Below are 26,506 nucleotides of genomic sequence, written 5' to 3'. Positions count from 1 at the left end.
GTGGACCGCGCGATCGGGTGGGCGGGCTTCCACAACACCCGCGACCTCGGCGGCCTCCCGATCCGCGGTGGCGGCACGACGTGCCACGGCGCGTTCTACCGGGCCGCCGACCTGCGGTTCGTCACCGACGCCGGCTGGGCCCAGGCCCGCGAAGCCGGGGTGCGGACCGTGATCGACCTGCGCAACCCCGCCGAAATCCGGCCCGGCCCCACAGCGTCCGCCTTCGCCGGTTCAACCCGCCTGAACCCGGGCCCCATCGGCGCGCGGACGCCACCCGGCATCACGCGCGTCGAGTTCCCCCTCGACGACGTCGAGGACACCGCGCTCTGGCGGCGGATCAGCGAAGAGGAACTCGACGGCAGCCCGCTCTACTACCCACTGTTCCTGCAGCACAAAGCCGCACGGTGCGCGGCGCTCATCGAGACGATCGCACGGACCGAACCCGGCGGCGTGCTCTTCCACTGCGGCTCCGGCCGGGACCGGACCGGCCTCACCGCGCTCCTGCTCCTGGCCCTGGCCGACGTCGAACCCGCGGCCATCGCCGCCGACTACGACCTGTCCACCGAAGCCGTCCGGCCCCTGTACGCCGCGCTCGGCGTCGAGGACCAGGGCCCGCTGATCAAGTCCGTGCTCGACCGGCGCGCCACCACGACCACGGCCGCCCTGCTCACCACCCTCGACGGGCTCGACGCCCGTCAGTGCCTCGCCGCCGCCGGGGCGGCCGCGCTGGACGAAATCCGCAGCAGGCTCGTCACCGGAAGCCGACCGTCCGCCTAAAAGCCGGCGGTCGGCGCCGCAGAGCGGGACGATTCACCCGGACCGCACAGCAGGCGCCCGAACACCTGCGCGAAACACGCGCCATGCGGGAGGCCGTGCGGTGTGACGAAGATTCACCCGGTAATCTCCTGGATCGAAATGGCGACCACCACCGACTCCGCGCAGCCGTCCGCGATCAGCGCTCCGGACGCGCAGTTCCTCACGCCCTCGCGGTTCCCGTACCGCACGATCGCGATGGGCACCATCGGGACCACGCTGCTGATGCTCGCCGCGCTCGGTGCGGGCGGCATTCTGATCCGCGACCCCGTCCTGGGCCACGGCGCGCTGTCCTGGATCCGCTACGGCCACGGCCGCGCGCTCGCCAACGGGCTGCTCTACCTCGGTTTCGCCCTCGTCGTGTGGGCGTGGGTGCGCCTGGGCCGCTACGTGCTCGCCGGCCGCATCGGCAGCAAGCCGATCCTCGTCGCCGCGCTGTGCTGGATGGCGCCGCTGCTCGTGTCGCCGCCGCTGTTCACCCGCGACGTCTTCTCCTACCTCGGCCAGGGCGCGCAGCTGCTCTACGGCCTCGACCCGTACGCCAACGGCCCCGCCGAGCTCGACGTGCTGCCCAACGTCGTGCAGAACGTGCACCCCCTCTGGCAGACCACGCCCGCACCGTACGGGCCGCTGTTCCTGCTGATCTCCAAGGGCATCGTGTCCATCACGCAGGACAACATGATCGCCGGCGTGATCCTCACCCGCGTCGTGCTGCTCGTGGGGCTCGGCATGACGCTGTGGGCGCTGCCGCGGCTCGTGAAGCACCTCGGCGGCAAGCTGCCCGTGGCACTCTGGCTCGCGGTCGCCAGCCCGATGATGGTCATCCACCTCTTCGGCGGCCCGCACAACGACCTGATGATGCTCGGCTTCCTCACCACCGGCGTCCTCGCCGCGCTCGAGCGCAAGTACATCGTCGCCGTCGTGCTCGTCACCATCGGCATGCTGATCAAGCCGACCGCCGCCGTCGCGCTGCCCTTCCTCGTGTGGATGTGGGCCGCGAACATGACCGGCGAGTCGAAGGTCAAGAACTTCTTCAAGGCCGGCGCCGCGTCCGTGGGCCTCTTCCTGCCCGTGTTCGTCGCCGGCACCTGGCTCTCGCTCGGCTCGCTCAACCTCGGCTGGTGGTCGGGCCTCGCGGCACCCCAGCTCATCGCCAACTGGCTCAACTTCCCGACCGGCATCGGCGAAGCCGTGTACAACCTCGTGCACCTCGTCGCCAACGTCCAGCCCTCGCCGTTCGTCACCGTCGCCCGCGCGATCGCCATGATCGGCCTCGCCGCCTTCGGCATCCGCCAGTGGTGGCTCGCCCGCGAAGGCGGCGCCAAGGCCGTCTACCGCGCCGCGATCACCTTGCTGGCCGTCGCGATCCTCATGCCGCCGACCCTGCCGTGGTACCTCACCTGGGGCTTCGTGCTGATCTCCGCGTTCCCCTGGGAGCGCCGCAACCTCTCCGCGGTCGTCGCGGTGTCGGTGTTCGTGACGCTCGTGTACTACCCGACCGGCGAACAGGCCCTGTACGACTGGTGGTTCATCGCGATCGTCGTCGTGGTCAGCCTCTACGCCGCCGCGTCGCTGCTGCGCCCGGACCCCCTCGGCCTGATCTCGGCCTGGCGGCGGCCGCGGAAAGAAGAGTTCCTCCCCGCGGCCCCCACCCAGGGCGACTAGGGCCGGCCGAGCGCCTCGGCGAACACCGGGGCGACCTTCTTCAACACCGGCTCGCCGGCCTTGTCGACCCAGTCCGTGTTCGTGTACATGGTCGCCTCGGCACGGTCCCCCTTGCCCAGCACCAGCACGCAGATCCGCGCACCGATCGGGTCGGTCGGCGAGGCACAGAACCCGTACTGCGCATCCGCCACCTTCGGCACCGCGAACTCGCTGACCGACGCGAAATCCAGGTCGTGCACCGTCACGTGCCCACAGGCGAGCGCGTTCTTCACCCCGGCCACGACCTGCGCTCCCGAGTAGCCGTCGTACTCGGCCACGAGCTGCGCGATCTGCCCCTCGCCACCCTTCGACCGTGCCTGCGCGCCCACCTTGGCCTTCGCATCCCACGGCTGCGCCGCACCGCACGCGTACACCAGCCGCAAGGGCGTGTGCTCACTGATGGAGTATTCGACCGGCCCGCCGTAGTCGTCCTGCCCGAGCTTCGCCATCTCGTCCTCGGTCGGCAAGAAACGCTCCGGCAACTTCCGCGAATCCGACGACGGCGGCGCACTGATCGAGGCAGGCGCGGCCTCCGTCTTGGTGGCGCTCACCTGCGTCTGCGCCACACCGGACGAACACCCCGCGACCAGCACCGCGAGACCGGACACCACTGCCGTTTTCCACAAAATCCGTCTGTGCACGCACCAAGATCGCCGATCACCCGGCGATCGTTACCGGTCTTTCGCGAACGCCGCCGCGAACATCGGCAGCGTGGTCAGCAGGGTCTTCTTGGCCTTGCCGGGTTTCAACCCGTCGTCGTCGGTCTCGCTCGATTCGAGCACTTCAGCCCGATCGCCGTGCGCGAGGAACAGGAAGCACCGGCGCACATCAGGAGCGTCGGTGGCCGCACCACAGAACCCGAATTGCGCGTCGACCCCGGGGAATGCCGGAGCGGCGAACTTCTCGTCCACCTTGAAATCCTCGGCCGTTTCGGTGAACGTGCCGCACGCCATCGCAGCCTTGATCCGCCCCACCACCTCGGCGCCGGTCAAACCGTCGTAGCGGCCCATGCGTTCTTCCACGCCCTCGGAGGTCAGTGCGGGGTTCGCGCCGCTGCTCGTCTTGAACCAGCCGGCCGAACTGCCCTCGACCACGGCCTCGTCCCAGGGCTCCATAGCTTCGCGCCCGCAGGCGACGATGAGCTTCTTCGGGTACACCGAGCTGATGATCGACCGCGGCTCGCGGTCCACGGCGAACCCCACCGATGCCAGCGTTTCTTCCGTCGGCAGGAACTGCGACAGGTCCGCCGGCTTCGGGAGGTGCGACTTGTGGCTCGTGGTCGGCGACGGCGGCGCGGTCGGCTCCGCCGTCTTCACCTCACCTGCAGAGCACCCCGCAAGCACCAGCACGAGACCCGCCACCACCGCCGTTTTCCTGATCACGGCACCAAGATCGCCGAACACCGAGCGATCGTTACCCAAACGCCCAACCACGCCACGAACCCACCGTCGTCGACACCAGCGCGTGCTCCGGCGGCCTCTCCGCATACTGCGGATACTTCGCCACCAGCCATCCGACCCGCTCCGCCCGCTCGGACTCGGCGACAACCCGCGCCACGCCGTCAGCCCGGGCCCACCACAGCTGCGACCAGTCGTCCGAATACGCGTCGACCAGGAACGACACCGCGGGGTTCTCCGCGATGTTCGCCAGGCGGCGCAACGAAGTCGACGACTTCGGTTTGTGGTCCACCGCGAACACGATCTCCGACCCGGACACCGCGAAGGTCACCGGAACGACGTGCGGCACACCCGAAGCCGACGCGGTCGCCAGCCGGGCCACGCGGGCAGCGGCGAAGCGGGCGCGCGCCTCGTCCGCGGAGAGCTTCACGCCAGCGCGGGGGAGTCGAGGGTCAACGTCGCCAGGTCTGTGTCCAGCGAAGCCCGCGCACCCAACGGCAGAGTCGGCGACGAAGCCACGTGCCCGAACCCGAAGGCGCCCAGCACCGGCACTCCCAGCGGCTGCAGCCGTTCCAGCAGCAGCGCCCGGATCTCCACCGGGTCGCCGCATGCGGCCCACGAACCCAGCACCACCCCGCACGCCCCGGTCAGCCAGCCCGAGCGCAGCAGCTGCGTCACCATCCGGTCGATGCGGTACACGCTCTCGGTCACGTCCTCCAGCAGCACGATCCCACCGTCGGCCGAGCCCTGCTCAGCCGTGCCCAGGCCGGCCGCGAGCATCGACAGGTTCCCGCCCACGAGCACGCCCGAGGCCCGGCCCGCCACCAGCACATCGGCGGCAGGCGCGTGCAGCACGCGGGTGCGCTCGGGTTCGAACAGGGTGCGCCGCAGGTGTTCCGCGGCGAACTCGTCGAACAGGACCGAGGCGGGCATCGGCGAGAACAGCGTGTCCAGGCCCAGGTGCACGGCCACGGCCCGGTGCAGCGCCGTCACGTCGGAAGAACCGGCCAGCACCTTCGGGCCGGCCGAGCGCAGCGCCGCCCAGTCGACGAGGTCCAGCATCCGCTGCGAGCCGTAACCGCCGCGCGCCGCCAGCACGCACGACACCTCCGGGTCCAGCCACGCGGCCGTGAACTCCGCCGCGCGCACCTCGTCCGGCGCCGAGAGGTACCCGGACGACGAACCGGGCACCGCCTCGCCCACGCGCACCTTCACACCCCAGCCGCGCAGCACCGGCAGCGCGGCGTCGAGCAGGTCCGGCGCGACCGGGCCCGACGGCGCGATCAGCGCCACTGTGTCCCCGGACACCAGCCGAGGTGGTCTCATCGCGACAGCTCCAGCTTCGCCACGTCCGGCGTCGCGAAGCCGAACACCTGGCCGTAGAAGGACAATTCGGCCTCCAACGCTGTCACGATCGTCTCGGCGCGCCGGAACCCGTGCTGCTCGCCCGGGAACCGCAGGTAGGCGTGCTCGACGCCGCTGCCCGCCAGCCCGGCGACGAACCGGTCCGCCTGCTCCGGCGGGCAGATCTGGTCCTCCAGCCCCTGCAGGAACAACACCGGACCCGCCAGCGAACCCGCGTGGGTGATCGGCGAGCGCTCCCGGTAGCGCTCGGCCATCTCCGGATACGGCCCGACCAGGCTCACCAGGTACTGCGACTCGAAGTCGTGCGTCTCGCCACCGGCTCCGGTCCAGGTGGCGAGGTCCAGGATCGGGAACTTCACCGTCGCGGCCGCATACGTGCGGGTCATCGTGATCGACGCGGCCGAGGTGAACCCGCCCGCACTGCCGCCCCGGATCCCGAGCCGCGCGCCATCCGCCGCGCCCTCGGCCACCAGCGCCTCGGCCACCGCCACGCAGTCGCCGACGTCGACCACACCCCACTGCTCCCGCAGCCGCTCCCGGAACGCCCGGCCGTAGCCGGTCGAGCCGCCGTAGTTCACCGCCACCACACCGATCCCGCGGCTGGTGAAGTACGCGATCGTCAGATCCAGCGCCTCGTCGCTGCGCCCCGTCGGCCCGCCGTGCACGTGGACCACGAACGGTGGCCGCTCGCCCTCGGGACCGGCGAAATCGGGGTTGCGCGGCGGGAACACGAACGCGGGAACCCGCGAACCGTCCGCCGCCGTGAACACGCGTTCCTCCGGCACCGGTAGATACTCCGCCGCGGGCAGGTCCGCCGGCTGCGGCGTCAGCGCCGTCCACGTGCCCGCCCCGAGATCCACCCGCACCACGGCGCTCTCCCGCGCCGGACCTCCCGCGATGCCGGCGACCCCGCCCGGCACCGCCGCCAGGCCCGACGCCGACCACACGCTCAGCTCGCCCGCCACCGGCGTCAGGGAGCCGGCGTGCTCGTCGAGCACCGCCAGACCACCCGAGGCGAGCACCGCGTGCCGCCCGCCACCGAGCGGGCGGAACCAGCTCGCGCCGAGCTTCCACATCGCGCCGCCGATCTCCTGCTCCACCGGCGCCAGGTTCACCACCGAACCGTCGAGCCCGACGCGGTGCAGGTTCCACCAGCCGTCCGGGTCGAGCAGCGCGAGCAGCCGGTCGGGCGTCTCCCACTCCACCTGGCACACCGCCACGTCCGCGCCACCGGCCAGCACCCGGGCCTCGTCGAACACCCCGTCCGCGTCGACCGGCGCCACGAACAGCTCCGTCCCGTCCCACGGCATCGCCGGGTGGTCCCACGCCAGCCACGCCGCATGCGCGCCGTCGGGCGAGAGCTGCGGCGCGGTGAAAAACCGGTGCCCGGCCACGAGCACCCGCTCGGCCCCACCGGCCACCGGGATCGCCACGAGCTCGCGCTCGATGTCCGTCCGCCGTGGCCCCGTGCTGCGCTCACGCACCGCCCACACCTCACCGGGGCGGCCCGGCCGCAGGTCGCCGTAGCGCACTCCCTGCGGCGAAGCGGGCTCCGGCGTCAGCGGGCTCACCTCACCGGCGACCGACGTGTACACGCGCTGATCGGCCCAGTGCGTGAACACCACGACGTCCCCGACCACGGCCCAGGGCCGCCCGCCGTACTCGTGCACCCGGTTGCGGACGTTCCACGGCGCCGGCACCACGTCCTCGACCCCGCCACCCGGCAGCGCCCGCACGAGCGCCACACGACCGCCCTCGGCCGGCCTGGCCTCGGCCCACCAGACTTCGTCACCCACCGTGGCCAGCCACTGGGCGCCACCTCCCGCGGCGGCGACATCCGCCGCCGAAATGGGTGAGGTCCAGGTTCCATACGAAGAGATCTCGGGCGGCATGCGCACGAGCGTAGCGGTCGTCCGATCGGCGGCCACACGTTCGAGCGGCCACTCCGCTCGTGCCCGAATCGGCACCGCCGCCCCCGCGTTCGCTACCGGCGTAGCCCGGTCGGCCACCCGTCCGCACGAGCCCGGTTCGGCCGGTTCGACCAGGTACGGCGCGCGGCGGTGCCCCTGAGCGGAGCCGTGCGCTGGTGCGCTGCGTGTCCGCACCCGCACGCACCGCGTCGAAATCCCGGTCAACCAGGGGCGGCGGATGCCGATCATGCGCCCGTGGCCTAGGGTCGGGGGTGCCATGTCTCGCGTAATCCACGTCTTCCGCAAGCCCGACCGGTTCGTCGCCGGAACGGTCGGCGAGCCCGGCGATCGCACGTTCTACCTCCAGGCGTCGGAAGATGTCAGGACGATCAGCGTGACGATCGAGAAACAGCAGGTCGTCGTCCTCGCCGAGCGGCTCGGCTCCCTTCTGGAGGAGGTCGCCAGCCGCTTCGGCGCCGACGTGCCCACCGACGTCCCCGACGACCACCTCGACGTCGACCCCCTCACGGTCCCCGTGGAGGAAGAGTTCCGCGTCGGCACGATGGGCCTCGGCTGGGACGCCGACTCCAGCGCCGTCGTGATCGAGCTCCTCGCGATCACCGAGGGTGAGGTCGACGAGACGGTGGTCCTGGACGACACCGAAGAGGGTCCCGACGCCGTGCGCGTGTTCCTCACCCCGGTCGCCGCCCGCGCCTTCGCCGAGCGCGCCGACCGCGTCGTGAACGCCGGGCGCAAACCGTGCCCGCTGTGCGGGGAGCCCCTCGACGCGACCGGGCACATCTGCCCGCGCCAGAACGGCTACCGTCGCGACGTCGACGTGGCGGAGGACTGAGGGTGGCGGCCACCCCACCGGAGCCGACGGACCCCGCCGCCCGCGAGTTCGTGACCCACGGCCGCATCGATGTGGAAGGCCGGCTCGTCGACGCCTCCAACGTCACCCTGTTCTGCGCGATCGAGCTCGATGGCGTCACCGGCCGCGTGGTCTACAAGCCGGTGTCGGGGGAGCGGCCGCTGTGGGACTTCCCCGACGGCACCCTCGCCGGCCGCGAGGTCGCCACTGCGATGATCGCCGACGCGTCGGGCCTCGGCGCCATCCCGCCCACGGTCCTGCGCGACGGCCCGTTCGGCCCCGGCATGGTCCAGCTGTGGGTCGAGACCGACGAGGAGGCCGATGTCGTCGACGTCTGCGCCCCCGAGGAGGTCCCCGAAGGCTGGCGCACGGTGCTGAGCGCCCACGACCGCCTCGGCGACCCGGCCGTGCTCGTCCACGCCGACGACCCCGGCATGCGCGAGCTGGCCGTGCTCGACATCGTGGTCAACAACACCGACCGCAAGGGCGGGCACCTGCTCGCGGGCACCGACGGGCGCGTCTACGGCGTCGACCACGGCATCTGCCTGCACACCGACCCGAAGCTGCGCACCGTGCTGTGGGGCTGGATCGGCGAGCGCCTCGGGGACGACGCCGTGGAGAAGCTGCGCAAACTGCGCTCCGATCTCGACGGTAAACTCGGCGCCAACCTCGCCGAGCACCTCACCACGTTCGAGGTCCGCGCGCTGTCCGACCGCACCGACTTCCTGCTCACCGAAGGCGTGTTCCCCGAACCGGGCGACGACTGGCGCGCGATCCCCTGGCCCCTGTTCTGACGGACCCCGCCGTGCCGACCGAGCCCCTGGACGCCGACGCCCGCGCACGGCTGGTCGACCGGTTCGGCGCGAGCGTCGAACCCTGGTGCGACGCGTTGCCCGGCCTCGTCGACACGCTCGCGCGGCGCTGGGGCCTGACCGTGCGCGAAGCCCGCCCGGGCAACACCGGCCGCACCCTGCTCTGCGACGGCGCGGACGGGCCCCGCGTGCTGAAGCTCTGCCCCGACCCCGTCATCGCGCGGACCGAAGCCGCCGCACTGCGGGCGTGGGCCGGACTGCCCCGCGTGGTGCAGTTGCTCGACACCGACCTCGGCGCGGGCGCGCTCCTGCTCGAAGGCCTCGTGCCCGGCACCACCCTCACCGGCGCCGACATTCCGTGGGGCCAGGTCCGCGATCTGCTGGCCCAGGTGCACAGCGTCACTCCGGAACCCAGCGTCACTCCGGGACCCAGCGTCACTCCGGAACGCAACGTCACCGCACCGGCCGACAGCCCGTTCCCGGCCCAGCTGAGGCGGGTCCACGCGATGTTCGACCTTGCCGAGCGCCGCCTGCGCGCCAGCGGCGCGCTGCACCACTTGCCGCTCGACGTCCTGCGCACCGGCCGCACCCGCGCTGAACAGCTCGCCACGACCGGTCCCGTCACCCTCGTGCACGGCGACCTGCACCCCGGCAACGTCCTCGACGCCGGCCCGGTCCGCGGCATCGTCGCCATCGACCCCCGTCCGTGTCTCGGTGACCCCGCGCTGGACGCCGTCGACTGGGCGTTCCTGCCGATGTCCGCCGGCGGCTCCCTCGAGGACGGCCTCGCGCTGCTGCCCGACCCCGCCCGCACCCGCGCGTGGTGCGTCGCGCTCGCTCCGCTCGTCGCGATGGGCCCGCTGCGCCGCACCGGCCGCACCCGCTTCACCAACGCGGTGCTCACCCTCGCGCGATCTTGAGCGTGGCTCGGGTCACACCGTTAAACCGCAACCAGCTCGGGCTCCGTGTCGCAAGTGCCGGACACAGCCGTTCCGGCACCGCTGCCGAAGGACTGACCAATGACCGCGATGAAGACCCCGGTCGCGATGACCCGGGAACTGCAGATGGTCCACACCGGGCTGGTTCGCGAGTTCGTCCTCATGCCCACCCTCCTGGCCGGCGTCACCGAAGGCGACCGCGAACGCGCCGAGCTCGTGTCCGAGCACATCACCCTCCTGACCACCGTGCTGAACCAGCACCACGGCGAAGACCTCGAAGTCTCGCCGCGCCTGCTCGACCGCGGGCCGGCCGGGTTCGCGCGGGTGGCCGACGACCTCGAACGCCACCACGAACGCATCGCCTACCTGAGCGTCGACGTCATCGACACGCTCTCGACCTGGCGCGTGAACCCGACCGCGACCCACCGCGCCGCGGTGCTGGCGATCCTCGGCCCGCTGATCGCCGTGCTGCGCGAGCACCTGCACGCGGTGCTGACCGACGTTTTCCCGCTGCCCGAACAGCACACCGGCACCGAGTGGGACACGGTCGTCGGCGACCTCGGCGACACGACCACTCAAGGCCTGACCTAGCCCCAGGCGATCGGCGGCTCGCGGACGCCGTGGACCAGGGTGTTGTGCTTGAAGACCAGCGACTCCCGTGGCACCGCCAGGCGCAGGTCCGGGACCCGGCGCAACAAGCGCGTCAACGCCTCCTGCAGTGCGAAGCGCGCCAGCTGCTGGCCGATGCACTGGTGCGCGCCGTAGCCGAACGCCACGTGCGCGCGAGGTGAGTCGCGGTGGAAGTCCAGCTCGTCCGGAGCCGGAAACAGCTCCTCGTCCCGGTTCGCGGAGTTCAGTGCGGCGACCAGCCATTCTCCCGCCTTGACCAGTCGGTCGCCCACCTGCACGTCCTGCGTGGCGTGGCGCAGCAGGCCGAACTGCACCACCGACAGGTACCGCAGCAGCTCCTCGACCGCGCGTTCCGGCGCGGCCAGCACGGCGTCGCGCTGCTCCAGGTGCCCCAGCAGCACCAGGGTGCTCAGCGCGATCATGTTGGCCGTCGTCTCGTGGCCGGCCACCAGGAGGCTGAGCCCGAGCATCACCAGCTCCTCGAGGCCGAGCGGATCACCCGTGGCGGCACCGCGAGCGATCCGCTCGGCTGAACGGGTCGTCCTGCGGGTTCTGCTGCTTCTGGGCGAACAACCCGGCCAGGAACCCAGCCAGCTCGTCGTAGGCCTGCCGCGCCTGCTCGCGCGTGGTGTCGGTGCTGATCAGCACCGACGCTTTGCCGCTGGAACCGCTCACGGTCGGCGTACGGGACGCCCAGCAGCTGGCAGATGACCAGCGACGGGATGGGCAACGCGAAGTCCCGCACCAGGTCCGCCTCGCCCGGCCGGGCGAGCATCGCGTCGAGGTGGCTCTCGACGAGCTCCTGGACGCAGGTGCGCAGCAGCTCCACCCGCCGCACGGTGAACTGCGCGAGCACCACCTTGCGCACCCGCGAGTGCGGTTCGCCGTCGAGCTGGGTGATCGAGCCCGGCCTGACCGGCTCGTCGAGGTCGACCCGCAGGGTGACGTGCACCGAAGCCGCGCCACGCGAGCTCATCGAGTGGTCGGCGAGCACCGCGCGCACATCGGCGTAGCGGGTGACCAGCCAGGCCTCCATCCCCGCCGGGCAGCGGACCTGCGACGTCGGGTCGGCGGCGCGCAGCACGCCGTACTCGGCGGGCGGGTCGTACGGCATCCGGCCGGTCGCGTCACCGGAAGAGCCGGAGTGACGGATGCGGCTGCCGTCATGGCGGATCACACCTTCCTGTCGGTGGTCTGGACACCACCTCCACCATGAACACCTCCGCCGCGGTGGGGGACGCTCGCCCCGCATTCGGTCCGATCGGCCAAGCTGTCGTGCCCTGGGATGACCGGCGGTACCGCTGCCGGCGCGTCACGGCCACAACAGCGGAACGGCTTTCTCCAGCGCCCAGCCGATCAGCACCAGCCACCCGGCGATCCACACGAAAGCTGGCACGGAAGTGCTTTCGGCCAGCCCCGCCGCGTCGTCGGAGTGGTCGCGCAGCCCGTGGCGGACCCGGTTCGCCACCAACACCGCGACCCCGCCGATCTCGCTGGTGAGCAGCAGCCACGCCTCGCCGTACGCGGCGGCGTTCTGCAGCCACTCCGGCGCGGCCCGCAGCGTGACGAACGCGAGCCCGCCGAGCGCGACCACCACGACGAACGTGACCAGATCCCGCGTGAACACCAGCACCAGAGCCATCACCACGATCGTGAGGGCCAGGACCGCCGGCGCGTGGCCGTGGCGCAACAGGGCGGCCGCCCCGAGCCCCGCCAGCGGCGGCATCGCGTACCCGGCCGCGGTCGTCAACGCCCGGGAGAACGGCGAGGGCGCCCACGACCACGTGGCACCGCTGTCGGAACTCGTGATCTCGATCCGGCGGACCCCGCCACCGGTGACGATGCTGACGAGAGCGTGCCCGCTCTCGTGGAACACCGTGCCCAGCACGTTGGCGCGCACGATCACCGCGCCCTTCTCGCTCGCCATGACCGCGAACGTCGCCACCGACACCCCGGCCGCGAACAGCCCCGTGACCAGCACCAACCACCGCTGCGGAGCCTCGACCACGTCGGTCAGCACCCCGAAGACGCCCCCAGCCATGCGCTCGCCCTCCTTCGACCGCGGCACGAACGCGAAGAATCGCACGTCGGTACGACATTTCCGGCCCGGTTTTCCCCACCCCGCCGAAGCTTGTCGAGGATCCCCTGCCCGCCCGGCGTGGCGGCACGACTCGGCGCCGGTGCGAGCACTACCTTCGTCCGTCGTGCGCTCACATTCGTACGACGACGTGCTGTCGGGTCCGCGCAAGCGGAAGGTCCCCGAGATCCCGGCCGAACCCGGGCTCGTGGTCGAAGACCCCGCCAGCGGCTACTGCGGCGCGGTCGTGAAGATCGAGTACGGCAACGTCGTGCTCGAGGACGGCAAGGGCCGCCACCGCGTGTTCCCGCTCGGCCCCGCGGCCTTCCTGCTGGAGGGCAAACCCGTCACGCTCGTCCCGGTCCGCAAGGCCACCGCACCGGTCAAGCGGGTGTCGGCGTCCGGGTCGGTGAAGGTGCAGGGCCTGCAGGCCCGCGTCGCCCGCGATTCGCGGATCTGGGTCGAGGGCAAGCACGACGCCGAGCTGGTCGAACGCGTGTGGGGCCACGACCTGCGGGTCGAAGGCGTGGTCGTGGAGCCGCTCGACGGTGTCGACGTGCTGGCCGACCGGATCGCCGAGTTCGGCACCGGGCCCGGCCGCCGGCTCGGTGTGCTCGTCGACCACCTCGTGGCCGGCAGCAAGGAGTCGCGGCTGGTGGCGCAGGTCTGCGACGAGCAGGTCCTCGTGACCGGTCACCCGTACGTGGACATCTGGCAGGCCGTGAAACCCGAGGCCGTCGGCATCCGCGCGTGGCCGCGGATCCCGCGCGGCGTCGAGTGGAAGGTCGGCATCTGCGACGCGCTCGGCTGGGGCGAGACCTACGAGGGCTGGCAACGGGTCCTGGCCGCCGTGAGCAGTTTCCGCGACCTCGAGACCCCGCTCATCGGCGCCGTCGAACGGCTCATCGACTTCGTCACCGAACCCGCGGAATGAGCCCGGAATGAGCCCGGTTCGTCCGGATCGGGACAAGGTCACGCGTGGGTCACGTCGAGTCACTAACCCGGTGCGAACCGGCGCGATCTGAGAGCATGAGCACATGGCAGTAGCGTTGATCTGGCTGATCATCGGCATCGTCCTGATGATCGCCGAAGTCATCTCCGGCGACTTCGTGTTGATCATGCTCGGCATCGCCGCGCTCCTCGGCGCGGGCTCGGAAGCGATCACCGGCAACATCTTCATCGACGTCGCCGTGTTCGCCGTCAGCTCGGTCGCGCTGCTCGCCCTCGCCCGCCCCGCGCTCAAGCGCCGCTTCCTCGCCGGCTCCCACACCCCCACGGGCACGGACGCGCTCATCGGCGCCCGCGCCGTCGTGGTGTCCACTGTGGACTACGATGCCGGGCAGGTGAAGATCGGGGGAGAGGTCTGGTCGGCCCGCGCCGTGCACGAATCGCACCCGCCGATCGCGCCGGGCACCAGTGTCACCGTGGTCGAGATCTCCGGCGCCACCGCCGTGGTGGACATCGTGTCGTGATCGCGAGAACTTCGAAAAACGGTACTAGGTAAGGGGAAACGCTCTTGTCGACTATTGCGATCGTCGTGGTCGCGCTGCTCGTCCTGTTCGTCATCATCACGGTGGTCAAGGCGATCATGGTGGTGCCGCAGGCCCAGTCGGCGGTGATCGAGCGACTCGGCCGGTTCCGCACGGTCGCCTCGCCCGGCCTCACGTTCCTGGTGCCGTTCCTGGACAAGGTCCGCGCCCGCATCGACCTGCGCGAGCAGGTCGTGTCGTTCCCGCCGCAGCCGGTGATCACCGAGGACAACCTCACGGTGAACATCGACACCGTCGTGTACTTCCAGGTCACCGACTCGCGCGCCGCGGTCTACGAGATCTCCAACTACATCATCGGTGTCGAGCAGCTCACCACCACCACGCTTCGCAACGTCGTCGGTGGCATGAGCCTCGAGCAGACGCTGACCTCGCGCGACGCGATCAACAGCCAGCTGCGCGGTGTGCTCGACGAGGCCACCGGCCGCTGGGGCATCCGCGTCGCGCGCGTGGAGCTCAAGGCGATCGACCCGCCGCCCTCCATTCAGGACTCGATGGAGAAGCAGATGCGCGCCGACCGTGAGAAGCGCGCGATGATCCTCACCGCGGAAGGCCAGCGGGAGTCGTCGATCAAGACCGCCGAAGGTCAGAAGCAGAGCCAGATCCTCTCCGCGGAAGGCCAGAAGCAGGCGGCGATCCTCGCGGCCGAGGCCGAGCGGCAGTCGCGCATCCTGCGTGCGCAGGGTGAACGAGCCGCCCGCTACCTGCAGGCGCAGGGCCAGGCGAAGGCCATCGAGAAGGTGTTCGCCGCCATCAAGGCCGGCCGCCCGACGCCCGAGGTGCTCGCCTACCAGTACCTGCAGACCCTGCCGCAGATGGCGCAGGGCGACGCGAACAAGGTCTGGATGATCCCGAGCGACTACGGCAAGGCCCTCGAAGGCTTCGCCCGCGCGCTCGGCGCCCCCGGCGACGACGGCGTGTTCCGCTACGAACCGCCGAAGGACGACACCCCCGAGCGTCCCGACCTCGAAGACGACGAGGTCGCCGGCTGGTTCGACACCTCGAGTGACCCGAAGGTCGCCGAGGCTGTCGCCGCCGCGGAAGCCGTGGCCCGCAAGGAGGTCCCGAGCCCGCTCGGCGCCACCCCGCCGCGGCGCGCCCTCGGCGGAGCCACGCCGGCACCGCAGGCCGAGGCCGCCGAGGAGGAAGAGCCGCCCGCGCCGCCGGCAGCACCGCCGGCGCCCGAGCGGCCGCAGCCCAGCACCCCGCCGCCGGGTGTGCAGCAGCAGAACCTGCCGCAGCCGCAGCCCCCGGCCACCCCGCCGGGTGGCCCGTACCAGGGGCCGCCGCCGCAGCAGTTCGGTGGCGGCCAGCAGGGTCCGGGCAGCGGGCCCTTCCCGCAGCAGGGCCCGTTCGGCGGACCCCAGGGCGGGCCGCCGCAGCAGCGCCGCTGACCACCGCAAGGCAAAGGGGGCGTGCCCACCGGAATTCCAGTGGGCACGCCCCCTTTCTTCTCGGGCGGGGTCGGGTCAGCGCGCGTACACGCTCGCGTCGTCGATGTTCGCCTTCGAGCGGTCCGGCAGCGCGATCACGCACAGGACCGTGACCACCGCGGACAACACGATGTAGATCGACACCGAGTACGGCGTGCCCGTGAGGTGCAGCAGCCAGGTCGCCAGCAGCGGCGCGGGCCCGCCCGCGAACACCGACGCCAGCTGGTAACCCAGGCCGGCGCCGCCGTAGCGCAGGTGCGTCGGGAAGCTCTCGCCGATGAGCGCGGCCTGCGGCCCGTACTGCATCGCGTGCGCGACCAGTGACACGATCACGGCGACGAAGATCAGCGCGTGCCCGCCGTGGCTGAGGATCGTGAAGTACGGGAACGCGATCACCGCCGTGAGCACGGCACCGGTGAGGTACACGCGTTTCCGGCCGAAACTGTCGGAGAACCGGGAGAACAGCGGGATCAGCGCCAGCTCCGCCAGCGCGCCGACGAGCACCGCGTTGAGGATGAACGTCTTGCTGAACTCCGGGCGCTCCACCACGTACACGAGCACGTAGCTGGTGAACAGGTAGAACGGCATCTGCTCGCTGAACCGCAGCCCCGCCGAGAGCAGGATCTCCCGCCAGTGGTGGCGTACCGCGTCCTTCACTGGTGCCTTCGACGTCTTCTTGTTCGCCACTACCGCCGCGAACATCGGCGTCTCGAGGATCCGCAGCCGGATCACCAAACCGATGACCACGAGCACCAGGCTCAGCAGGAACGGTATCCGCCAGCCCCACGAGTCGAACTGCTCCTGTGACAGCGTCGCCGACAGCAGCGTCATGCCACCGGTGCCGAGCACCAGCCCGACCGGCACGCCCACCTGCGCGAAGCTCGCGAGCAGCCCGCGTTTGCGCTGGTCGCCCCACTCCATCGCGAGCAGCACCGACCCGCTCCACTCACCCCCGATCGCGATGCCCTGCACCAGCCGCAGCAGCACCAGGATCAACGGTGCCGCGAACCCGATCGAGTCCGTGCCCGGAAGCACACCCACCACCGCCGAGGACAAGCCCATCAGCAGCAGCGTCACGATCAGCGTCGCCTTGCGACCGAGCCGATCGCCCCAGTGCCCGAAGATCGCGGCACCGATCGGCCGCGCGGCGAACCCGACCGCGTAGGTGGCGAACGACTGCATCGCGCCCGCGTAACCGGTCGAGGCAGGGAAGAACAAGTGCGGGAAAACCAGTGCCGCTGCAGTGTTGTAGAGGAAGAAGTCGTACCACTCGATCGTCGTGCCGATCGACCCGGCGAGCGCCGCCCGCCGCACCTGAACCCGACGATCTCCCGAGGACGCTTGGACCGACTGGCTGACTTCGTTGTCGCCTAGAACCATGGATGCACCTCTCGTCACTCGATAGTGTGATACTCGCGGGCTGGTTTGGCGATTCCTGACCGGTCATCCGGGCTGCGTCTTTCGTCCTGCCGTCTCTGGGGGTCGAGATTCCCCGAAGTTCCCCGGAAAAAAATCCCGGCCGGGATGTCGAGAACCGCGAGCCGCCCGCGTCCCCGTGGCGAATCCGGTCAGAATGAGCCGGACCACACCAAGGAGAACCACGATGGCCAAGTACCTGTTGCTCAAGCACTACCGCGGCGCTCCGGCGGCCGTGAACGACGTGCCGATGGACCAGTGGACGCCCGACGAGGTCACCGCCCACATGCAGTACATGCGCGACTTCGCCGCGAAGCTCGAAAGCACCGGTGAGTACGTCGACGGCCAGGCACTCTCCCAGGACGGCATGTTCGTCCGTTACGACGGCGAGGGGCGCCCGCCGGTGACCGACGGTCCGTTCGCGGAGACCAAGGACCTCATCGCCGGCTGGATGGTCATCGACGTCGAGGGTCCCGAGCGGGCGATCGAGCTGGCCGGCGAGCTGTCGGCGGCCCCCGGCGCGGGGGGCAAGCCGATCCACGAGTGGCTCGAGGTGCGCCCCTTCTACGGCGAGCCCCCCACGATCACCGAGTGACGGCGGCAGTGGACGAAGCACTGCTGCGCACGCTCACGCCCAGCGTGATCGGGATCCTCGGCCGTCGCGGAGCGGATTTCGCGGCGGCCGAGGACGCCGTGCAGGAAGCATTGGTCGAGGCCGTGCGGGTGTGGCCGGACGATCCGCCGCGCGACCCGAAGGGCTGGCTGGTCACGGTCGCGTGGCGCAAGTTCCTCGACTCCGTGCGCGCCGACACCTCCCGGCGCGCCCGCGAGCTGCGGGCCGATGAGGAACCCGAACCCGGCCAGACCGAGGTCGCCGACGACACGCTGCAGCTGTACTTCCTGTGCACGCACCCGTCGCTCACCCCGGCCTCGGCCGTCGCGCTCACCCTGCGCGCGGTCGGTGGCCTGACCACGCGGCAGATCGCCCAGGCCTACCTCGTGCCCGAGGCGACGATGGCGCAGCGCATCAGCCGCGCGAAGAAGACCGTGTCGAGCGTGCGGCTCAATGCGCCCGGCGACGTGGCCACGGTGCTGCGCGTGCTGTACCTGGTCTTCAACGAGGGCTACTCGGGCGACGTCGACCTGTCCGCCGAGGCCATCCGCCTCACCCGGCAGCTGGCCACCCGGATCGACCACGAGGAGGTCGCCGGCCTGCTCGCCCTCATGCTGCTGCACCACGCCCGCCGCGCCGCGCGGACCGGCCCCGACGGCCGGCTCGTGCCGCTCTCCGAACAGGACCGCGGCCGGTGGGACACCCGCTTGATCGCCGAGGGCGTCGACATCCTCCAGGCCGCGCTCGCCCGCGACCGCCTCGGCGAGTTCCAGGCCCAGGCCGCCATCGCCGCCCTGCACGCCGACGCCCCGGCCGCCGAGGAGACCGACTGGGTGCAGATCGTCGAGTGGTACGACGAGCTCGTCCGCCTCACCGACAGCCCCGTGGCGCGGCTCAACCGGGCCGTCGCCGTCGGGGAGGCCGACGGCCCCCGCGCCGGCCTCGCCGCGCTGGCCGAACTCGACCCCACCCTGCCGCGCCACACTGCGGCCTCGGCCTACCTGCACGAACGCAACGGCGACCCCACCACCGCGGCCCGCCTCTACGCCGAAGCGGCGCGGGCCGCCCCGAACCTGCCCGAACGCGACCACCTCACCCGCCAGGCCGCCCGGCTCAACGCCCAGCTGCGCGGCTGACCGCGGTGTCGTTCGGGCCTGCCCGTCTCGACGAGGAAGTGCCTGACCACGGCGAGGTTCAGGCTTGACACGTAGGAAACATCCTACCTATTGTTCGCGGCATGACCGTCTCCCGCATCCAGTTCGTCACCGTGCCCGTGGCCGACCAGGAGAAATCCCGTGACTTCTACGTCGAGAAGCTCGGGTTCGAGGTCGTCGTCGACCGCAACGGGCCTGCCGGCCGGTTCGTGATGGTGGCGCCGAAGGGCGCACAGACCGGTCTGGTGCTGGTCGACTACGAGATCTCCGGTGTCACGCTCACCGGGCCGCTGCACTTCCAGCTCGACACCACCGACCTCGACGCCGACGTCGCCGCGTTGCGCGAGCACGGCGTCGACGTGCCCGCGCCGCAGGCGATGCCGTGGGGGCGGGCGACCTCGTTCAAGGACCTCGACGGCAACGGCGTCGGTTTGCTGGAGCCCTCGGCGTTCGGCAACCGGCCGGGCTGAGCGCGTGCCCGTCAACGACGACGTGTTCGCCGCGCTCGCCAATCCCACGCGGCGCGAGGTGCTGCGCCTGCTGCTGGACGGCCCGATGGCGGCCGGGGACCTCGCGCAGCGCTTCGAGATGCGCCGGCCCAGCCTGTCGGAACACCTGCGGGTGCTGCGGGAAGCCGGGCTCGTTACCGAGCAGCGCGCCGGGCGCAACCGCGTCTACACGCTCGAAGCCGCGCCGCTGGAGAAAGTGACGACGTGGCTGAGCCCGTTCGAACAGTTCTGGCGCACCAGACTCACCGCCCTGCGGGACCTGCTCGACGAGGAAGACCTGTGACCGAAGACCCGACCGCCGTGCACGTGGACCAGTTCCTGCCGCACCCCGCGCGCAAGGTGTGGCGCGCACTCACCGAACCCGAACTGCTCGAACGGTGGCTCACGATGCCCAACGACATCAAACCCGTGGTGGGACACCGGTTCGAGCTGCTCACCCAGCCCGTGCCGGCAGCCGGGTTCGCCGGCGGGCCCGTGCAGTGCGAGGTGCTCGTGGCCGACCCCGAACGCGAGCTGAGCATCAAGTGGGGTCCGAAGTGGACGGTCACGTGGCGGCTGGTGCCGGAGGGCACGGGCACCCGGCTGTTCCTCAGCCACGAGGGCTTCGACCTGGACGACGAGATCGAGCGGGTGTCGCGCCGGATCATGGGCGGCGGCTGGCGCTCGCACGTGCCGCGGGCACTGGAACGCGTGCTCAGCGCGCTGCCCGGCTGAACCCGGCTACGATCAGGCCGTGACGGAGTCCAAACCGCTGCGCGCCGACGCCCGGCGCAACCGGGCGAAGGTGCTCGAAGCCGCGGAGACGGTGTTCGCCTCCCGGGGCACCGGCGCGCCGACCGAAGACGTGGCCCGTGCGGCGGGGGTGGGTGTCGGCACAGTGTTCCGGCACTTCCCGACGAAGGAAGCGCTGCTCGAAGCCGTGCTCTACGAGCGGCTGCACCGCTTCGTCGACGAGGCCGAAGCCGTCGTCGCCCAGGACTCACCCGACGCCGGCGCCGCGTTCTTCACGTTCCTGACCAGCTGGATCGAGGTGTCCAGCGCCAAGAACGCCTACTTCGAAGCCCTCAGCGCCGCCGGCGTCAACCTGCCCAAGGCGGGCTCGGTCATCGCGACCCGGCTGCTGGAGGCGCTCGGGGTGCTGCTGCGCCGCGCGCAGGACGCCACCGCCGTGCGCGCCGACCTCACCGTGGCCGAGCTGATCCCGGTGATCATCGGCACGGCCAAGGCGGCCGAGCACATCGGCGCCGACCGCGCCCTGCGCGACCGCGTGGTCGCGATCCTCTTCGACGGCCTGCGCCCGGCCCCCTCAGCGGCGCACGCTCCGAGCGCCGGTGTTCGATCCGACACTGCCTGAGTCGAGCGGGCTCGGTCCGAACGCTTCCAGTGTCGGCCGTTTCGGGTTCATCGTGTCGCCGGACGACTCGCCACGCAGCCTGCGCTGCACCCACGGCCACGCGTGCTCGCGGCTCCAGCGCAGGTTCTCCTCCCGGCGCTGCCGGGCCGACGGCCGGGGGCGCGGTCCCAGCTCGGCCGGCGTGAGCTCGTGCGGCACACCGAGCACGTCGAGCACCGCGATCGCGATCTCCAGGTGGCCGCGGGAGTTCAGGTGCAGCCGGTCCGGCGCCCAGAGCCGCCGGTCGCGCAGCTGCCGCATCGACCACATGTCCACGAGCAGCGTGCCGTGGCGGGCCGCGATGCCGCGCACGTTCTCGTTGTAGATCGCCACGCGCCCGCGCATCTGCCGGAACAGCGCGTCCTCGACGCCGTCGACGCCGGTGAACAGCACGACCCGGGCGCCGGTGCCACGCAGGCGGGCGACGGCGAGCTCGTACGAGTCGGTGAGGGCGTCGATGTCGACCTTGGGCCGCATCAGGTCGTTGCCGCCCGCATACAGCGTGACCAGGTCCGGTTCCATCGCCAGCGCCGGCTCGATCTGCTCGGCCAGCACCTGGGGCAGGAGCCTGCCGCGGATGGCGAGGTTGGCGTAGCGGAAGTCCGGCTCCCGGGCGGCGAGCACCTCGGCGACGCGGTCGGCCCAGCCGCGCACGCCGTTCGGCGCCGCGGGATCGTCGTCGCCGACACCTTCGGTGAAAGAGTCGCCCAGGGATACCAAGCGGTTGGTCATAACGGGGACAGTAGTGCAGCCCGAATCGTCCCTTGATCACCGCTCGTGTCACAGAGTGACGAGATTCGCTGAGATTTCTCCACGAATGGTTGAACTTCTCGGCCTTCTTGAGCGTTGGCCTCAATGTGAAGTCACGATCCGGTCACCGCCGAACCCGGCACGGCGCGCTGGCACTCGCCATCGTCGCCGGTGCAGGCCTCGCGGGCGGCTACGTCACGGTCCAGAAGGGTGCGCCGGCTTCCGCCGCGGGGCACGCCGACACGGCGGATGTCGCGCACACGCGCGCCGGTGCCTCCGGCTCGGGCGCGTCGCCCGCTGACGAGCCCGAGCCCGCGCCCGCGTCGAGCGGCACTGCGCCGGCGTTGCCGCCGAGTGTGATGCCGTTCAACGCGAAGCTCACGTCGAAGGACATCCCCGTCGAAGGCGGTGGGGTCCGCGGGGGCGGCTGCAGCGGTTCCCTGATCGCGCCGGACTGGATCATCACGGCGGGGCACTGCTTCCACGACCTCGCCGGCACCCGGGTCGGCGGCACGCCGAAGTACCACATGGCGGTGGCCGTGGGGAAGGTCAACGACGGGGATCCGCGCGGGCACGTCGTGCAGGCCGTGGACGTGCGCCAGTCGCCGGTGAACGACCTCGCGCTGGTCAAGCTCAGCGAACCGATCACCGACATCTCGCCCTTGCGGCTGCCCACGGGACCGCCGAAGATCGGCGAGAAGGTCGATTTCGTGGGCTGGGGCTCGCTTTCGCCCACCGTCGTCAAGCCCGCCGATCACATGAAGAGCGGACATTTCGAGGTCCACGAGATCCGCCGCACCGAGCTGGACATGGGCCCGCTGCAGGCACGCACGGTCGAGAACAGCCCGTGCCACGACGACTCGGGTTCGCCGTTCTTCGTTCCGGAAGGCGATCAGGAGGGCGAGCTCGTGGCCGTGGAGGACAACGGCCCGGACTGTCCCCAGCCCGGTTTCGAGACCACAGCCCGGGTCGACACGATCCTCGACTGGATCCACGAGCAGATGGCCTGACTCCTCGGCCGGAGTGTCGTCTCAGACGCTGAGCCGGCGGGCCCGGTGGTCGGCGACGTTGACCCGCGTGCCGCAGCGCGTAGAGCAGAAGCGGCGGCGCCCGTTGCGGGAAGTGTCCACGAACGCGATCCCGCAGCCTTCGCGGGCGCAGAGGCCGAACCGTTCGGGCGCTTCGCACACGAGGTGGGCGAGCCCGCCGGCGGAGTACGCCTGCACGCGTTCGACCGCGCCGGCGTCTTCGCTCGCGTAGTGCAGGTGCGGGGCTTTGCCGTCGTGGCTGGAAATGTGCGGCCGGACCGCGGCGGTGAGCAGCAGCCGGTTGACCAGGTCCACGCGGTCTGCGGCGTCAGCGGAGAAGACTTCGCGCAGCCGCCGGCCCCAGCCGAGGATGCGGGCGCCTTCGGCGTCGGTGAGGCGGGTCAGCGTCATGCCCTGGGCCCGGCAGGTGCCGAGCACCTCGTCGGCCGAGGGACGCTCCTGCCGCACCAGCGTGGCCAGCGCCGCGGCGACCTGAGCGCCCGATCCGCCGTAAGGGTTGAAGTGCACTGACTCATTACAGCACGATCGGGGCATGGAAGAGAACCGTTGCCCTCGTTGTGGCTGGCCACTGGCCGAACTGCCCCCGTCCGCCGTCGTGGCCGCCTCGCCCGGCAGCCGTGCCGACTACGTGCGCTGCCTGTGCGGCAGTTGGGTCGCGCGCCTCGGTGGCGTGGTGGTCGGGTCGACGCGCCCGGTCACCAGTGGGCGGGCCGGCTGAGCCGGTCGGCGAGCCTCGTCGTGGCGTCGCCGCGCGCGGCGTTGACCTGCGCTTGGGTCAAGAACAGGCTCGCGCTGAGGTCCGCACCTCGCACGTCGGCGTCGCGCAGGTCGGCTCCGATCACGTCGGCCTGGCGAAGATCGGCGCGGCGCAGGTCCGCGGCGATGAGGTAGGCGCCGCGCAGGTTCACTCCCCGCAGATCGGCGCCGGAGAGCTTCGCGCCCATGAGGTCCGCGCCCCGGCGGTCCTTCTTGCGGCCCCGCGCCCCCGCGCGCACGAGCCGGCTCGTGGCTTGCAGCAGCACGTCCACGCGAGCGCGCTGCTCGGCGACGTCGAGGGCGAGCAGGGTGTCCGGGTCGGTCCGGGTGAGCTCCTCGGTGTCGGAGAGGGCGGTGTCGAGGTCGGCGTGCAGCTCACGGGTGGTCTCGAGAGCGCGGGCTTCGGTGAGGTACCAGAGCAGTTCGTGCAGCTGGCGCATCACCGGCAGCGCGGCGAACATCTGCTGGGCGCCGCCCGGTTCGCTGCGCCAGTCGCGGCCGGCGAACGTGATCTGCGAAACCTTCTGCCCGGCACCGAAGCAGTCGTAGAAGGTGCAGCCCTGGAACCCCTTGTCCCGCAGACGGTCGTGGATACCGCAGCCGAACGCGGGCTCGAGGTTCGGGCACGGGTCGCCCACCGCCTTGTCGAGCGCGAAGTCCGTGGATTTCGTGAACGCGAGGGCGACGCAGCAGAGGCCGAAGCAGCTGCCGCAGTCGGCGGTGAGGGGATCGTGGTGGGGCAAGTGTTCTCCTGGCCGGGTGGGGGTTCCTGCCAGCGTATCGGCGCGGGTCACTGCGGGTCGTCGGGGAACCAGCTGCTCGCGACGAGGTCGACGGCGCTGCGTTCGGGCGCGCGGGCGGCGTGGTCGTAGGTCTGCTGGGTGGTGTCGATGCTGCTGTGGCCGACGTCGGCCTGCACGTGGACGAGCTGGGCGCCCGCTTCGACGGCGGTGGTGACGTAGAAGTGACGCAGGGCGTGGGGGTGCAGGGCGCCGGTGAGGGGTTCCAGCTCGGGGCCGCCGGTGGCGGTGATGCGGCGCAGCAGCTGCCAGATCGCCTGACGTTGGTAGCGGTTGCCGGTGCGGGTCTGCAGCAGCGGTGATGGCGGGGCGTGCCGGGGCTGGGTGCGGCGTTCGACGGTGGTCTGGCCCGACGCGGCCGCGGCGTCGCGCGCCGAGAGGTAGCTCATCAGTGCGTTTTCCGCCGGGACGCTGAGGTAGACCACCCGCGTCTTGCCACCCTTGCCGAGCACGCGCAGCGCCCGCCGGCCGCGGGTGACGTGCAGGTCGGTGCGGTCGAGGCCGCACAGCTCGCTCACGCGCAGCCCGAGGGTGAACAACGCGACCACGGCCACCGCCCGTGCCGTGTCCAACGGGCTCGCGCCGCGGCGCGGGGTGGCGGCCGCGGTGTAGAGGGCTCGGACCTGGCGCGTGGTGAGCGTGACGGTGCCCGAGGTGCTGCTCGCGGCCGTCGCGAGCCCGAGCCGGCGGCGGTTCAGGGCGGCGGGGTTGCCGGTGACGAGGCCGGTGTCGGCGAGGTAGCCGTAGAGGGCTTTGACCGTGGCGAGCATGCGGTCGCGGGTCGCAGGGGCTGCGTCGGCCGTCGTGAGGGTGTCGAGCCAGCTTTTGACGTCGGTGGAGGTGGCGGCCACCGGGTCGAGGCCGCGGGTGACGCACCAGCGGAACCAGTGGTGGGTGCGCAGCCGGCCGCGGGGTGCGGGCGGGGGAGCGGTGCCGGGTTTCCGGGCGGGGCCGTGATTGTCAGCAGGGCTCGGTGTGAGGTGCAGGGCTTCGGCGTAGCGGAGGACGGCCGTTCGCCACGTGTCGGGGTGCGGGGTGTGCAGTCCGGGGGTGGCCCACTCGGTGAGGTCCGCGGCGGTGACGGGCAGGCCGAGTCCTTCGGCGTAGGTACGGCGGGTGGCTTGGTTGCCGTAGCCGGCGAGCCAGTCCGCGATCGCGTCGAGCAGCGCGGCGGGGTCGTGGACGCCGGGCCAGACGTCCGTTTCTCCGGCGGGGTGGGGGTACCCAGTTTTCGGGGCCGGTTCGAGGCCCGCGTTTTCACTCGCTGCTACTGGTTTCATCACTCTCCGTCAATCGATCAACTCCGGCGAGAGCTTAGCAACAAAAGCTCTGTTCTGTAGCCGACCTGGGTTAGTGGTTAAGTATTTATAACCCTGGTTATGGGTTACATAACCAATCGGATAGAGTTCTAACGTGATTGAGGGAGCTGTGATCGAGGACCGGACCGTCGCGCTGTGCGGGTTCCGGCAGTGCCGGGCGCCGTTGCCGCCGCCGGGTCCGCGTGGGGGCCGGCCGTTCGAGTTCTGCCCGGATCGCCGCTGGCCCGGAGATCGCACGTGCAAGCAGCTCGCCGCCGCGGACCAGGCCCTGCGGGAAGCGCTGGGTGACTCGGCGCCGCACGCCGGTCTCGCCGACGCGGCGGCGGAGTTCGTCCGCGCCGCCACCGAACTGGGCGGGCCGTTGCAGACGCTGCGCAACGCGCTCGACACCGTCGCCGCCCGGGCGCAGGACGAGGTGACCGCCGCCGTGGCCCGCGCCGAAGCCGCCGAATCCCGGGCTCTGGAGGCCGAGGGCCTGCGCCAGGCCGCGGATACGCGCGCCGAGGAAGCTTCAGCTCGGGTGTCGGCCGCCGAAGCGCACGCTCAAGACCAGGTCGAGCTCGCCGAGGCGGCGAAGGACGCTGCCGCGGTCGCGGTGAAAGCCCGCAAGGCCGCCGAGCTCGACCAGGCCCGCGCCGAGGCTTCCGCCACCGCCGCCCTCGAGCGCGCCGCCGAAGCCGCGACTGACACCCGCACCGAACGCGCCCGCGCCGACGCCCTGGCCACTGAACTCGCTCGGGTCTCCGAGCAGCTCGCTGTGCGCACCACCGAACGCGATGCCGCCCTGGAGAACCTCTCCCAGGCCCGTGCACAGGCCGAGGAAACCCGCGACACCCTCACCGCCGAACTCACCCACGCCCGGTCGGCGGCCGCCGCGGAGCTCACCCGTGCCGGTGAACTCCGCGAAGCCCTGAGCGCGCAGCTCGCCGCGTCCTCGGCGGACCTCACCGCGGCGCGTGGCCAGGCCGACGACCTGGCCGCGAGGCTGCGGGCCGCGGTGCGCGAGCACCAGGACGAACGGCGGGAAGTGACCGCACTCGCCGGTCGGCTGGAAGCAACCCGCGCCGAGCTGACCCGGGCAGCCGAGCACCGCGACAACCTGCGCGCCCGGCTCGAGCGGGTGCACCGGCTCGCGCTCGCGGATCCCGCCGGAACCTCCGAGCTGCGCGCCGGGCTGCTCGCGGAACTGCTCGACCTGCCCGGTGGCTCCGCCCGGCCCTGATCACGAAGTTTTCACCCGGTCCTGGCAC

Annotated in this window: 30 protein-coding genes; 17 read left to right on the top strand and 13 right to left on the bottom strand. The window is 71.5% G+C overall.

Going from position 1 to position 26,506, the window contains the following annotated elements; genetic code table 11:
* Together ACWEOE_RS21010 and mptB are read left to right on the top strand one after the other, a co-directional pair.
* Positions 1–777 carry a tyrosine-protein phosphatase gene (locus ACWEOE_RS21010; RefSeq protein WP_452011554.1) on the top strand — a complete coding sequence of 259 codons (777 nt, stop codon included), beginning with the start codon at positions 1–3 and terminating at the stop codon, positions 775–777.
* 138 nt (positions 778–915) lie between these two features.
* Entirely contained in the window at positions 916–2,478 is a 1,563-nt protein-coding gene (gene mptB, locus ACWEOE_RS21005; protein ID WP_452011551.1) for a polyprenol phosphomannose-dependent alpha 1,6 mannosyltransferase MptB, read from the top strand.
* On the opposite strand, the gene ACWEOE_RS21000 is transcribed toward mptB, so the two are convergent.
* The 5 genes from ACWEOE_RS21000 to ACWEOE_RS20980 all read right to left on the bottom strand — a co-directional run bounded on the left by ACWEOE_RS21000 (position 2,475) and on the right by ACWEOE_RS20980 (position 7,171).
* On the bottom strand, positions 2,475–3,125 hold the full coding sequence (locus tag ACWEOE_RS21000) for a hypothetical protein (RefSeq protein ID WP_452011549.1): 651 nt from the start codon (positions 3,123–3,125) through the stop codon (positions 2,475–2,477). The genes mptB and ACWEOE_RS21000 overlap by 4 nt on opposite strands.
* Positions 3,126–3,188: 63 nt before the next feature.
* Positions 3,189–3,899: a hypothetical protein gene (locus ACWEOE_RS20995; protein WP_452011547.1), complete on the bottom strand. Its 711-nt coding sequence runs from the start codon at positions 3,897–3,899 to the stop codon at positions 3,189–3,191.
* Positions 3,900–3,930: 31 nt separating this feature from the next.
* Positions 3,931–4,344, bottom strand: coding sequence for a TIGR03668 family PPOX class F420-dependent oxidoreductase (locus ACWEOE_RS20990; protein WP_452011545.1), 414 nt, complete (start codon positions 4,342–4,344; stop codon positions 3,931–3,933).
* Positions 4,341–5,240, bottom strand: a complete 900-nt coding sequence (locus ACWEOE_RS20985) for a S66 peptidase family protein (RefSeq protein ID WP_452011542.1) — start codon at positions 5,238–5,240, stop codon at positions 4,341–4,343. The genes ACWEOE_RS20990 and ACWEOE_RS20985 overlap by 4 nt, the downstream gene beginning before the upstream one ends.
* Entirely contained in the window at positions 5,237–7,171 is a 1,935-nt protein-coding gene (locus ACWEOE_RS20980; protein ID WP_452011539.1) for a prolyl oligopeptidase family serine peptidase, read from the bottom strand. The genes ACWEOE_RS20985 and ACWEOE_RS20980 overlap by 4 nt, the downstream gene beginning before the upstream one ends.
* A gap of 295 nt (positions 7,172–7,466) precedes the next feature.
* Here ACWEOE_RS20980 and ACWEOE_RS20975 point away from each other — a divergent pair, with 295 nt between their 5' ends.
* The 4 genes from ACWEOE_RS20975 (at position 7,467) to ACWEOE_RS20960 (ending at position 10,401) form a co-directional block, all read left to right on the top strand.
* Positions 7,467–8,042 carry a DUF3090 domain-containing protein gene (locus ACWEOE_RS20975; RefSeq protein WP_366575999.1) on the top strand — a complete coding sequence of 192 codons (576 nt, stop codon included), beginning with the start codon at positions 7,467–7,469 and terminating at the stop codon, positions 8,040–8,042.
* A gap of 2 nt (positions 8,043–8,044) precedes the next feature.
* The gene (locus ACWEOE_RS20970) at positions 8,045–8,854 is read left to right on the top strand and encodes an SCO1664 family protein (RefSeq protein WP_452011537.1); all 810 of its coding nucleotides are present in this window, start codon (positions 8,045–8,047) and stop codon (positions 8,852–8,854) included.
* An 11-nt stretch (positions 8,855–8,865) separates the two neighbouring features.
* Positions 8,866–9,792 (top strand): phosphotransferase, encoded by a 927-nt coding sequence (locus ACWEOE_RS20965; protein ID WP_452011535.1) that lies wholly within the window; start codon positions 8,866–8,868, stop codon positions 9,790–9,792.
* Positions 9,793–9,891: 99 nt separating this feature from the next.
* Positions 9,892–10,401 carry a hemerythrin domain-containing protein gene (locus tag ACWEOE_RS20960; protein ID WP_452011532.1) on the top strand — a complete coding sequence of 170 codons (510 nt, stop codon included), beginning with the start codon at positions 9,892–9,894 and terminating at the stop codon, positions 10,399–10,401.
* Here the strand turns inward: ACWEOE_RS20960 and ACWEOE_RS20955 are convergent.
* The 3 genes from ACWEOE_RS20955 to ACWEOE_RS20945 form a co-directional block, all read right to left on the bottom strand.
* Positions 10,398–10,910 carry a cytochrome P450 gene (locus ACWEOE_RS20955; protein WP_452011530.1) on the bottom strand — a complete coding sequence of 171 codons (513 nt, stop codon included), beginning with the start codon at positions 10,908–10,910 and terminating at the stop codon, positions 10,398–10,400. The two genes, ACWEOE_RS20960 and ACWEOE_RS20955, sit on opposite strands and share 4 nt — an antisense overlap.
* Positions 10,910–11,617: a hypothetical protein gene (locus tag ACWEOE_RS20950; RefSeq protein WP_452011527.1), complete on the bottom strand. Its 708-nt coding sequence runs from the start codon at positions 11,615–11,617 to the stop codon at positions 10,910–10,912. The genes ACWEOE_RS20955 and ACWEOE_RS20950 overlap by 1 nt, the downstream gene beginning before the upstream one ends.
* A 135-nt stretch (positions 11,618–11,752) precedes the next feature.
* A complete protein-coding gene (locus tag ACWEOE_RS20945; protein ID WP_452011525.1) occupies positions 11,753–12,481 on the bottom strand; it encodes a M50 family metallopeptidase in 729 nt (242 codons plus the stop codon).
* A gap of 163 nt (positions 12,482–12,644) precedes the next feature.
* Between ACWEOE_RS20945 and ACWEOE_RS20940 the strand changes: the two genes are divergently transcribed.
* From ACWEOE_RS20940 to ACWEOE_RS20930, 3 genes are all read left to right on the top strand, one after another.
* Positions 12,645–13,451: a DUF3097 domain-containing protein gene (locus ACWEOE_RS20940; RefSeq protein ID WP_452011523.1), complete on the top strand. Its 807-nt coding sequence runs from the start codon at positions 12,645–12,647 to the stop codon at positions 13,449–13,451.
* Positions 13,452–13,554: 103 nt separating this feature from the next.
* The gene (locus ACWEOE_RS20935; protein WP_452011521.1) at positions 13,555–13,989 is read left to right on the top strand and encodes an NfeD family protein; all 435 of its coding nucleotides are present in this window, start codon (positions 13,555–13,557) and stop codon (positions 13,987–13,989) included.
* A gap of 116 nt (positions 13,990–14,105) precedes the next feature.
* Positions 14,106–15,458, top strand: a complete 1,353-nt coding sequence (locus tag ACWEOE_RS20930) for an SPFH domain-containing protein (protein ID WP_452011716.1) — start codon at positions 14,106–14,108, stop codon at positions 15,456–15,458.
* A 75-nt stretch (positions 15,459–15,533) separates the two neighbouring features.
* On the opposite strand, the gene ACWEOE_RS20925 is transcribed toward ACWEOE_RS20930, so the two are convergent.
* On the bottom strand, positions 15,534–16,877 hold the full coding sequence (locus ACWEOE_RS20925) for an MFS transporter (RefSeq protein WP_452011518.1): 1,344 nt from the start codon (positions 16,875–16,877) through the stop codon (positions 15,534–15,536).
* Positions 16,878–17,100: 223 nt separating this feature from the next.
* On the opposite strand from ACWEOE_RS20925, the gene ACWEOE_RS20920 reads away from it, so the two are divergent.
* The 6 genes from ACWEOE_RS20920 (at position 17,101) to ACWEOE_RS20895 (ending at position 20,543) form a co-directional block, all read left to right on the top strand.
* Positions 17,101–17,508 carry a YciI family protein gene (locus tag ACWEOE_RS20920; protein ID WP_452011516.1) on the top strand — a complete coding sequence of 136 codons (408 nt, stop codon included), beginning with the start codon at positions 17,101–17,103 and terminating at the stop codon, positions 17,506–17,508.
* Between the two features lie 8 nt (positions 17,509–17,516).
* On the top strand, positions 17,517–18,662 hold the full coding sequence (locus ACWEOE_RS20915; RefSeq protein ID WP_452011713.1) for an RNA polymerase sigma factor: 1,146 nt from the start codon (positions 17,517–17,519) through the stop codon (positions 18,660–18,662).
* 101 nt (positions 18,663–18,763) lie between these two features.
* Positions 18,764–19,150 carry a VOC family protein gene (locus ACWEOE_RS20910; RefSeq protein WP_452011514.1) on the top strand — a complete coding sequence of 129 codons (387 nt, stop codon included), beginning with the start codon at positions 18,764–18,766 and terminating at the stop codon, positions 19,148–19,150.
* 4 nt (positions 19,151–19,154) lie between these two features.
* Positions 19,155–19,472 (top strand): ArsR/SmtB family transcription factor, encoded by a 318-nt coding sequence (locus tag ACWEOE_RS20905; protein WP_452011511.1) that lies wholly within the window; start codon positions 19,155–19,157, stop codon positions 19,470–19,472.
* Complete coding sequence (locus tag ACWEOE_RS20900) at positions 19,469–19,903, top strand: SRPBCC family protein (RefSeq protein ID WP_452011509.1); 435 nt, start codon at positions 19,469–19,471, stop codon at positions 19,901–19,903. Before ACWEOE_RS20905 ends, ACWEOE_RS20900 begins: the two co-directional genes overlap by 4 nt.
* Positions 19,904–19,922: 19 nt before the next feature.
* Positions 19,923–20,543 (top strand): TetR/AcrR family transcriptional regulator, encoded by a 621-nt coding sequence (locus ACWEOE_RS20895; RefSeq protein ID WP_452011507.1) that lies wholly within the window; start codon positions 19,923–19,925, stop codon positions 20,541–20,543.
* Here the strand turns inward: ACWEOE_RS20895 and ACWEOE_RS20890 are convergent.
* Positions 20,496–21,314, bottom strand: a complete 819-nt coding sequence (locus tag ACWEOE_RS20890) for an SGNH/GDSL hydrolase family protein (protein ID WP_452011504.1) — start codon at positions 21,312–21,314, stop codon at positions 20,496–20,498. The genes ACWEOE_RS20895 and ACWEOE_RS20890 overlap by 48 nt on opposite strands.
* 125 nt (positions 21,315–21,439) lie before the next feature.
* On the opposite strand from ACWEOE_RS20890, the gene ACWEOE_RS20885 reads away from it, so the two are divergent.
* Positions 21,440–22,342, top strand: coding sequence for a trypsin-like serine protease (locus ACWEOE_RS20885; RefSeq protein WP_452011503.1), 903 nt, complete (start codon positions 21,440–21,442; stop codon positions 22,340–22,342).
* A gap of 21 nt (positions 22,343–22,363) precedes the next feature.
* Here ACWEOE_RS20885 and ACWEOE_RS20880 read toward each other — a convergent pair whose 3' ends face one another.
* From ACWEOE_RS20880 to ACWEOE_RS20870, 3 genes are all read right to left on the bottom strand, one after another.
* Positions 22,364–22,888: a CGNR zinc finger domain-containing protein gene (locus tag ACWEOE_RS20880; RefSeq protein ID WP_452011501.1), complete on the bottom strand. Its 525-nt coding sequence runs from the start codon at positions 22,886–22,888 to the stop codon at positions 22,364–22,366.
* Positions 22,889–23,076: 188 nt separating this feature from the next.
* Entirely contained in the window at positions 23,077–23,880 is an 804-nt protein-coding gene (locus tag ACWEOE_RS20875; RefSeq protein WP_452011499.1) for a pentapeptide repeat-containing protein, read from the bottom strand.
* A gap of 47 nt (positions 23,881–23,927) precedes the next feature.
* Positions 23,928–25,217, bottom strand: coding sequence for a tyrosine-type recombinase/integrase (locus ACWEOE_RS20870; protein ID WP_452011498.1), 1,290 nt, complete (start codon positions 25,215–25,217; stop codon positions 23,928–23,930).
* Between the two features lie 133 nt (positions 25,218–25,350).
* Here ACWEOE_RS20870 and ACWEOE_RS20865 point away from each other — a divergent pair, with 133 nt between their 5' ends.
* Positions 25,351–26,478 carry a response regulator receiver protein gene (locus tag ACWEOE_RS20865; protein WP_452011496.1) on the top strand — a complete coding sequence of 376 codons (1,128 nt, stop codon included), beginning with the start codon at positions 25,351–25,353 and terminating at the stop codon, positions 26,476–26,478.
* Positions 26,479–26,506: the final 28 nt, after the last annotated feature.

This window comes from Amycolatopsis sp. NPDC004368, from assembly GCF_053602515.1.
Note: the sequence above shows the minus strand (reverse complement) of the source record. Positions and strands in the feature narration are given on the sequence as shown.

What these genes read in the sequence shown, in the direction of transcription:
- mptB (WP_452011551.1), top strand. Translation starts at nt 916, where the DNA reads ATGGCGACCACCACCGACTCCGCGCAGCCGTCCGCGATCAGCGCTCCG.
- ACWEOE_RS20985 (WP_452011542.1), bottom strand. Translation starts at nt 5,240, where the DNA reads ATGAGACCACCTCGGCTGGTGTCCGGGGACACAGTGGCGCTGATCGCG.
- ACWEOE_RS20980 (WP_452011539.1), bottom strand. Translation starts at nt 7,171, where the DNA reads ATGCCGCCCGAGATCTCTTCGTATGGAACCTGGACCTCACCCATTTCG.
- ACWEOE_RS20975 (WP_366575999.1), top strand. Translation starts at nt 7,467, where the DNA reads ATGTCTCGCGTAATCCACGTCTTCCGCAAGCCCGACCGGTTCGTCGCC.
- ACWEOE_RS20960 (WP_452011532.1), top strand. Translation starts at nt 9,892, where the DNA reads ATGACCGCGATGAAGACCCCGGTCGCGATGACCCGGGAACTGCAGATG.
- ACWEOE_RS20955 (WP_452011530.1), bottom strand. Translation starts at nt 10,910, where the DNA reads ATGCTCGGGCTCAGCCTCCTGGTGGCCGGCCACGAGACGACGGCCAAC.
- ACWEOE_RS20945 (WP_452011525.1), bottom strand. Translation starts at nt 12,481, where the DNA reads ATGGCTGGGGGCGTCTTCGGGGTGCTGACCGACGTGGTCGAGGCTCCG.
- ACWEOE_RS20935 (WP_452011521.1), top strand. Translation starts at nt 13,555, where the DNA reads ATGGCAGTAGCGTTGATCTGGCTGATCATCGGCATCGTCCTGATGATC.
- ACWEOE_RS20930 (WP_452011716.1), top strand. Translation starts at nt 14,106, where the DNA reads ATGGTGGTGCCGCAGGCCCAGTCGGCGGTGATCGAGCGACTCGGCCGG.
- ACWEOE_RS20925 (WP_452011518.1), bottom strand. Translation starts at nt 16,877, where the DNA reads ATGGTTCTAGGCGACAACGAAGTCAGCCAGTCGGTCCAAGCGTCCTCG.
- ACWEOE_RS20920 (WP_452011516.1), top strand. Translation starts at nt 17,101, where the DNA reads ATGGCCAAGTACCTGTTGCTCAAGCACTACCGCGGCGCTCCGGCGGCC.
- ACWEOE_RS20910 (WP_452011514.1), top strand. Translation starts at nt 18,764, where the DNA reads ATGACCGTCTCCCGCATCCAGTTCGTCACCGTGCCCGTGGCCGACCAG.
- ACWEOE_RS20890 (WP_452011504.1), bottom strand. Translation starts at nt 21,314, where the DNA reads ATGACCAACCGCTTGGTATCCCTGGGCGACTCTTTCACCGAAGGTGTC.
- ACWEOE_RS20870 (WP_452011498.1), bottom strand. Translation starts at nt 25,217, where the DNA reads ATGAAACCAGTAGCAGCGAGTGAAAACGCGGGCCTCGAACCGGCCCCG.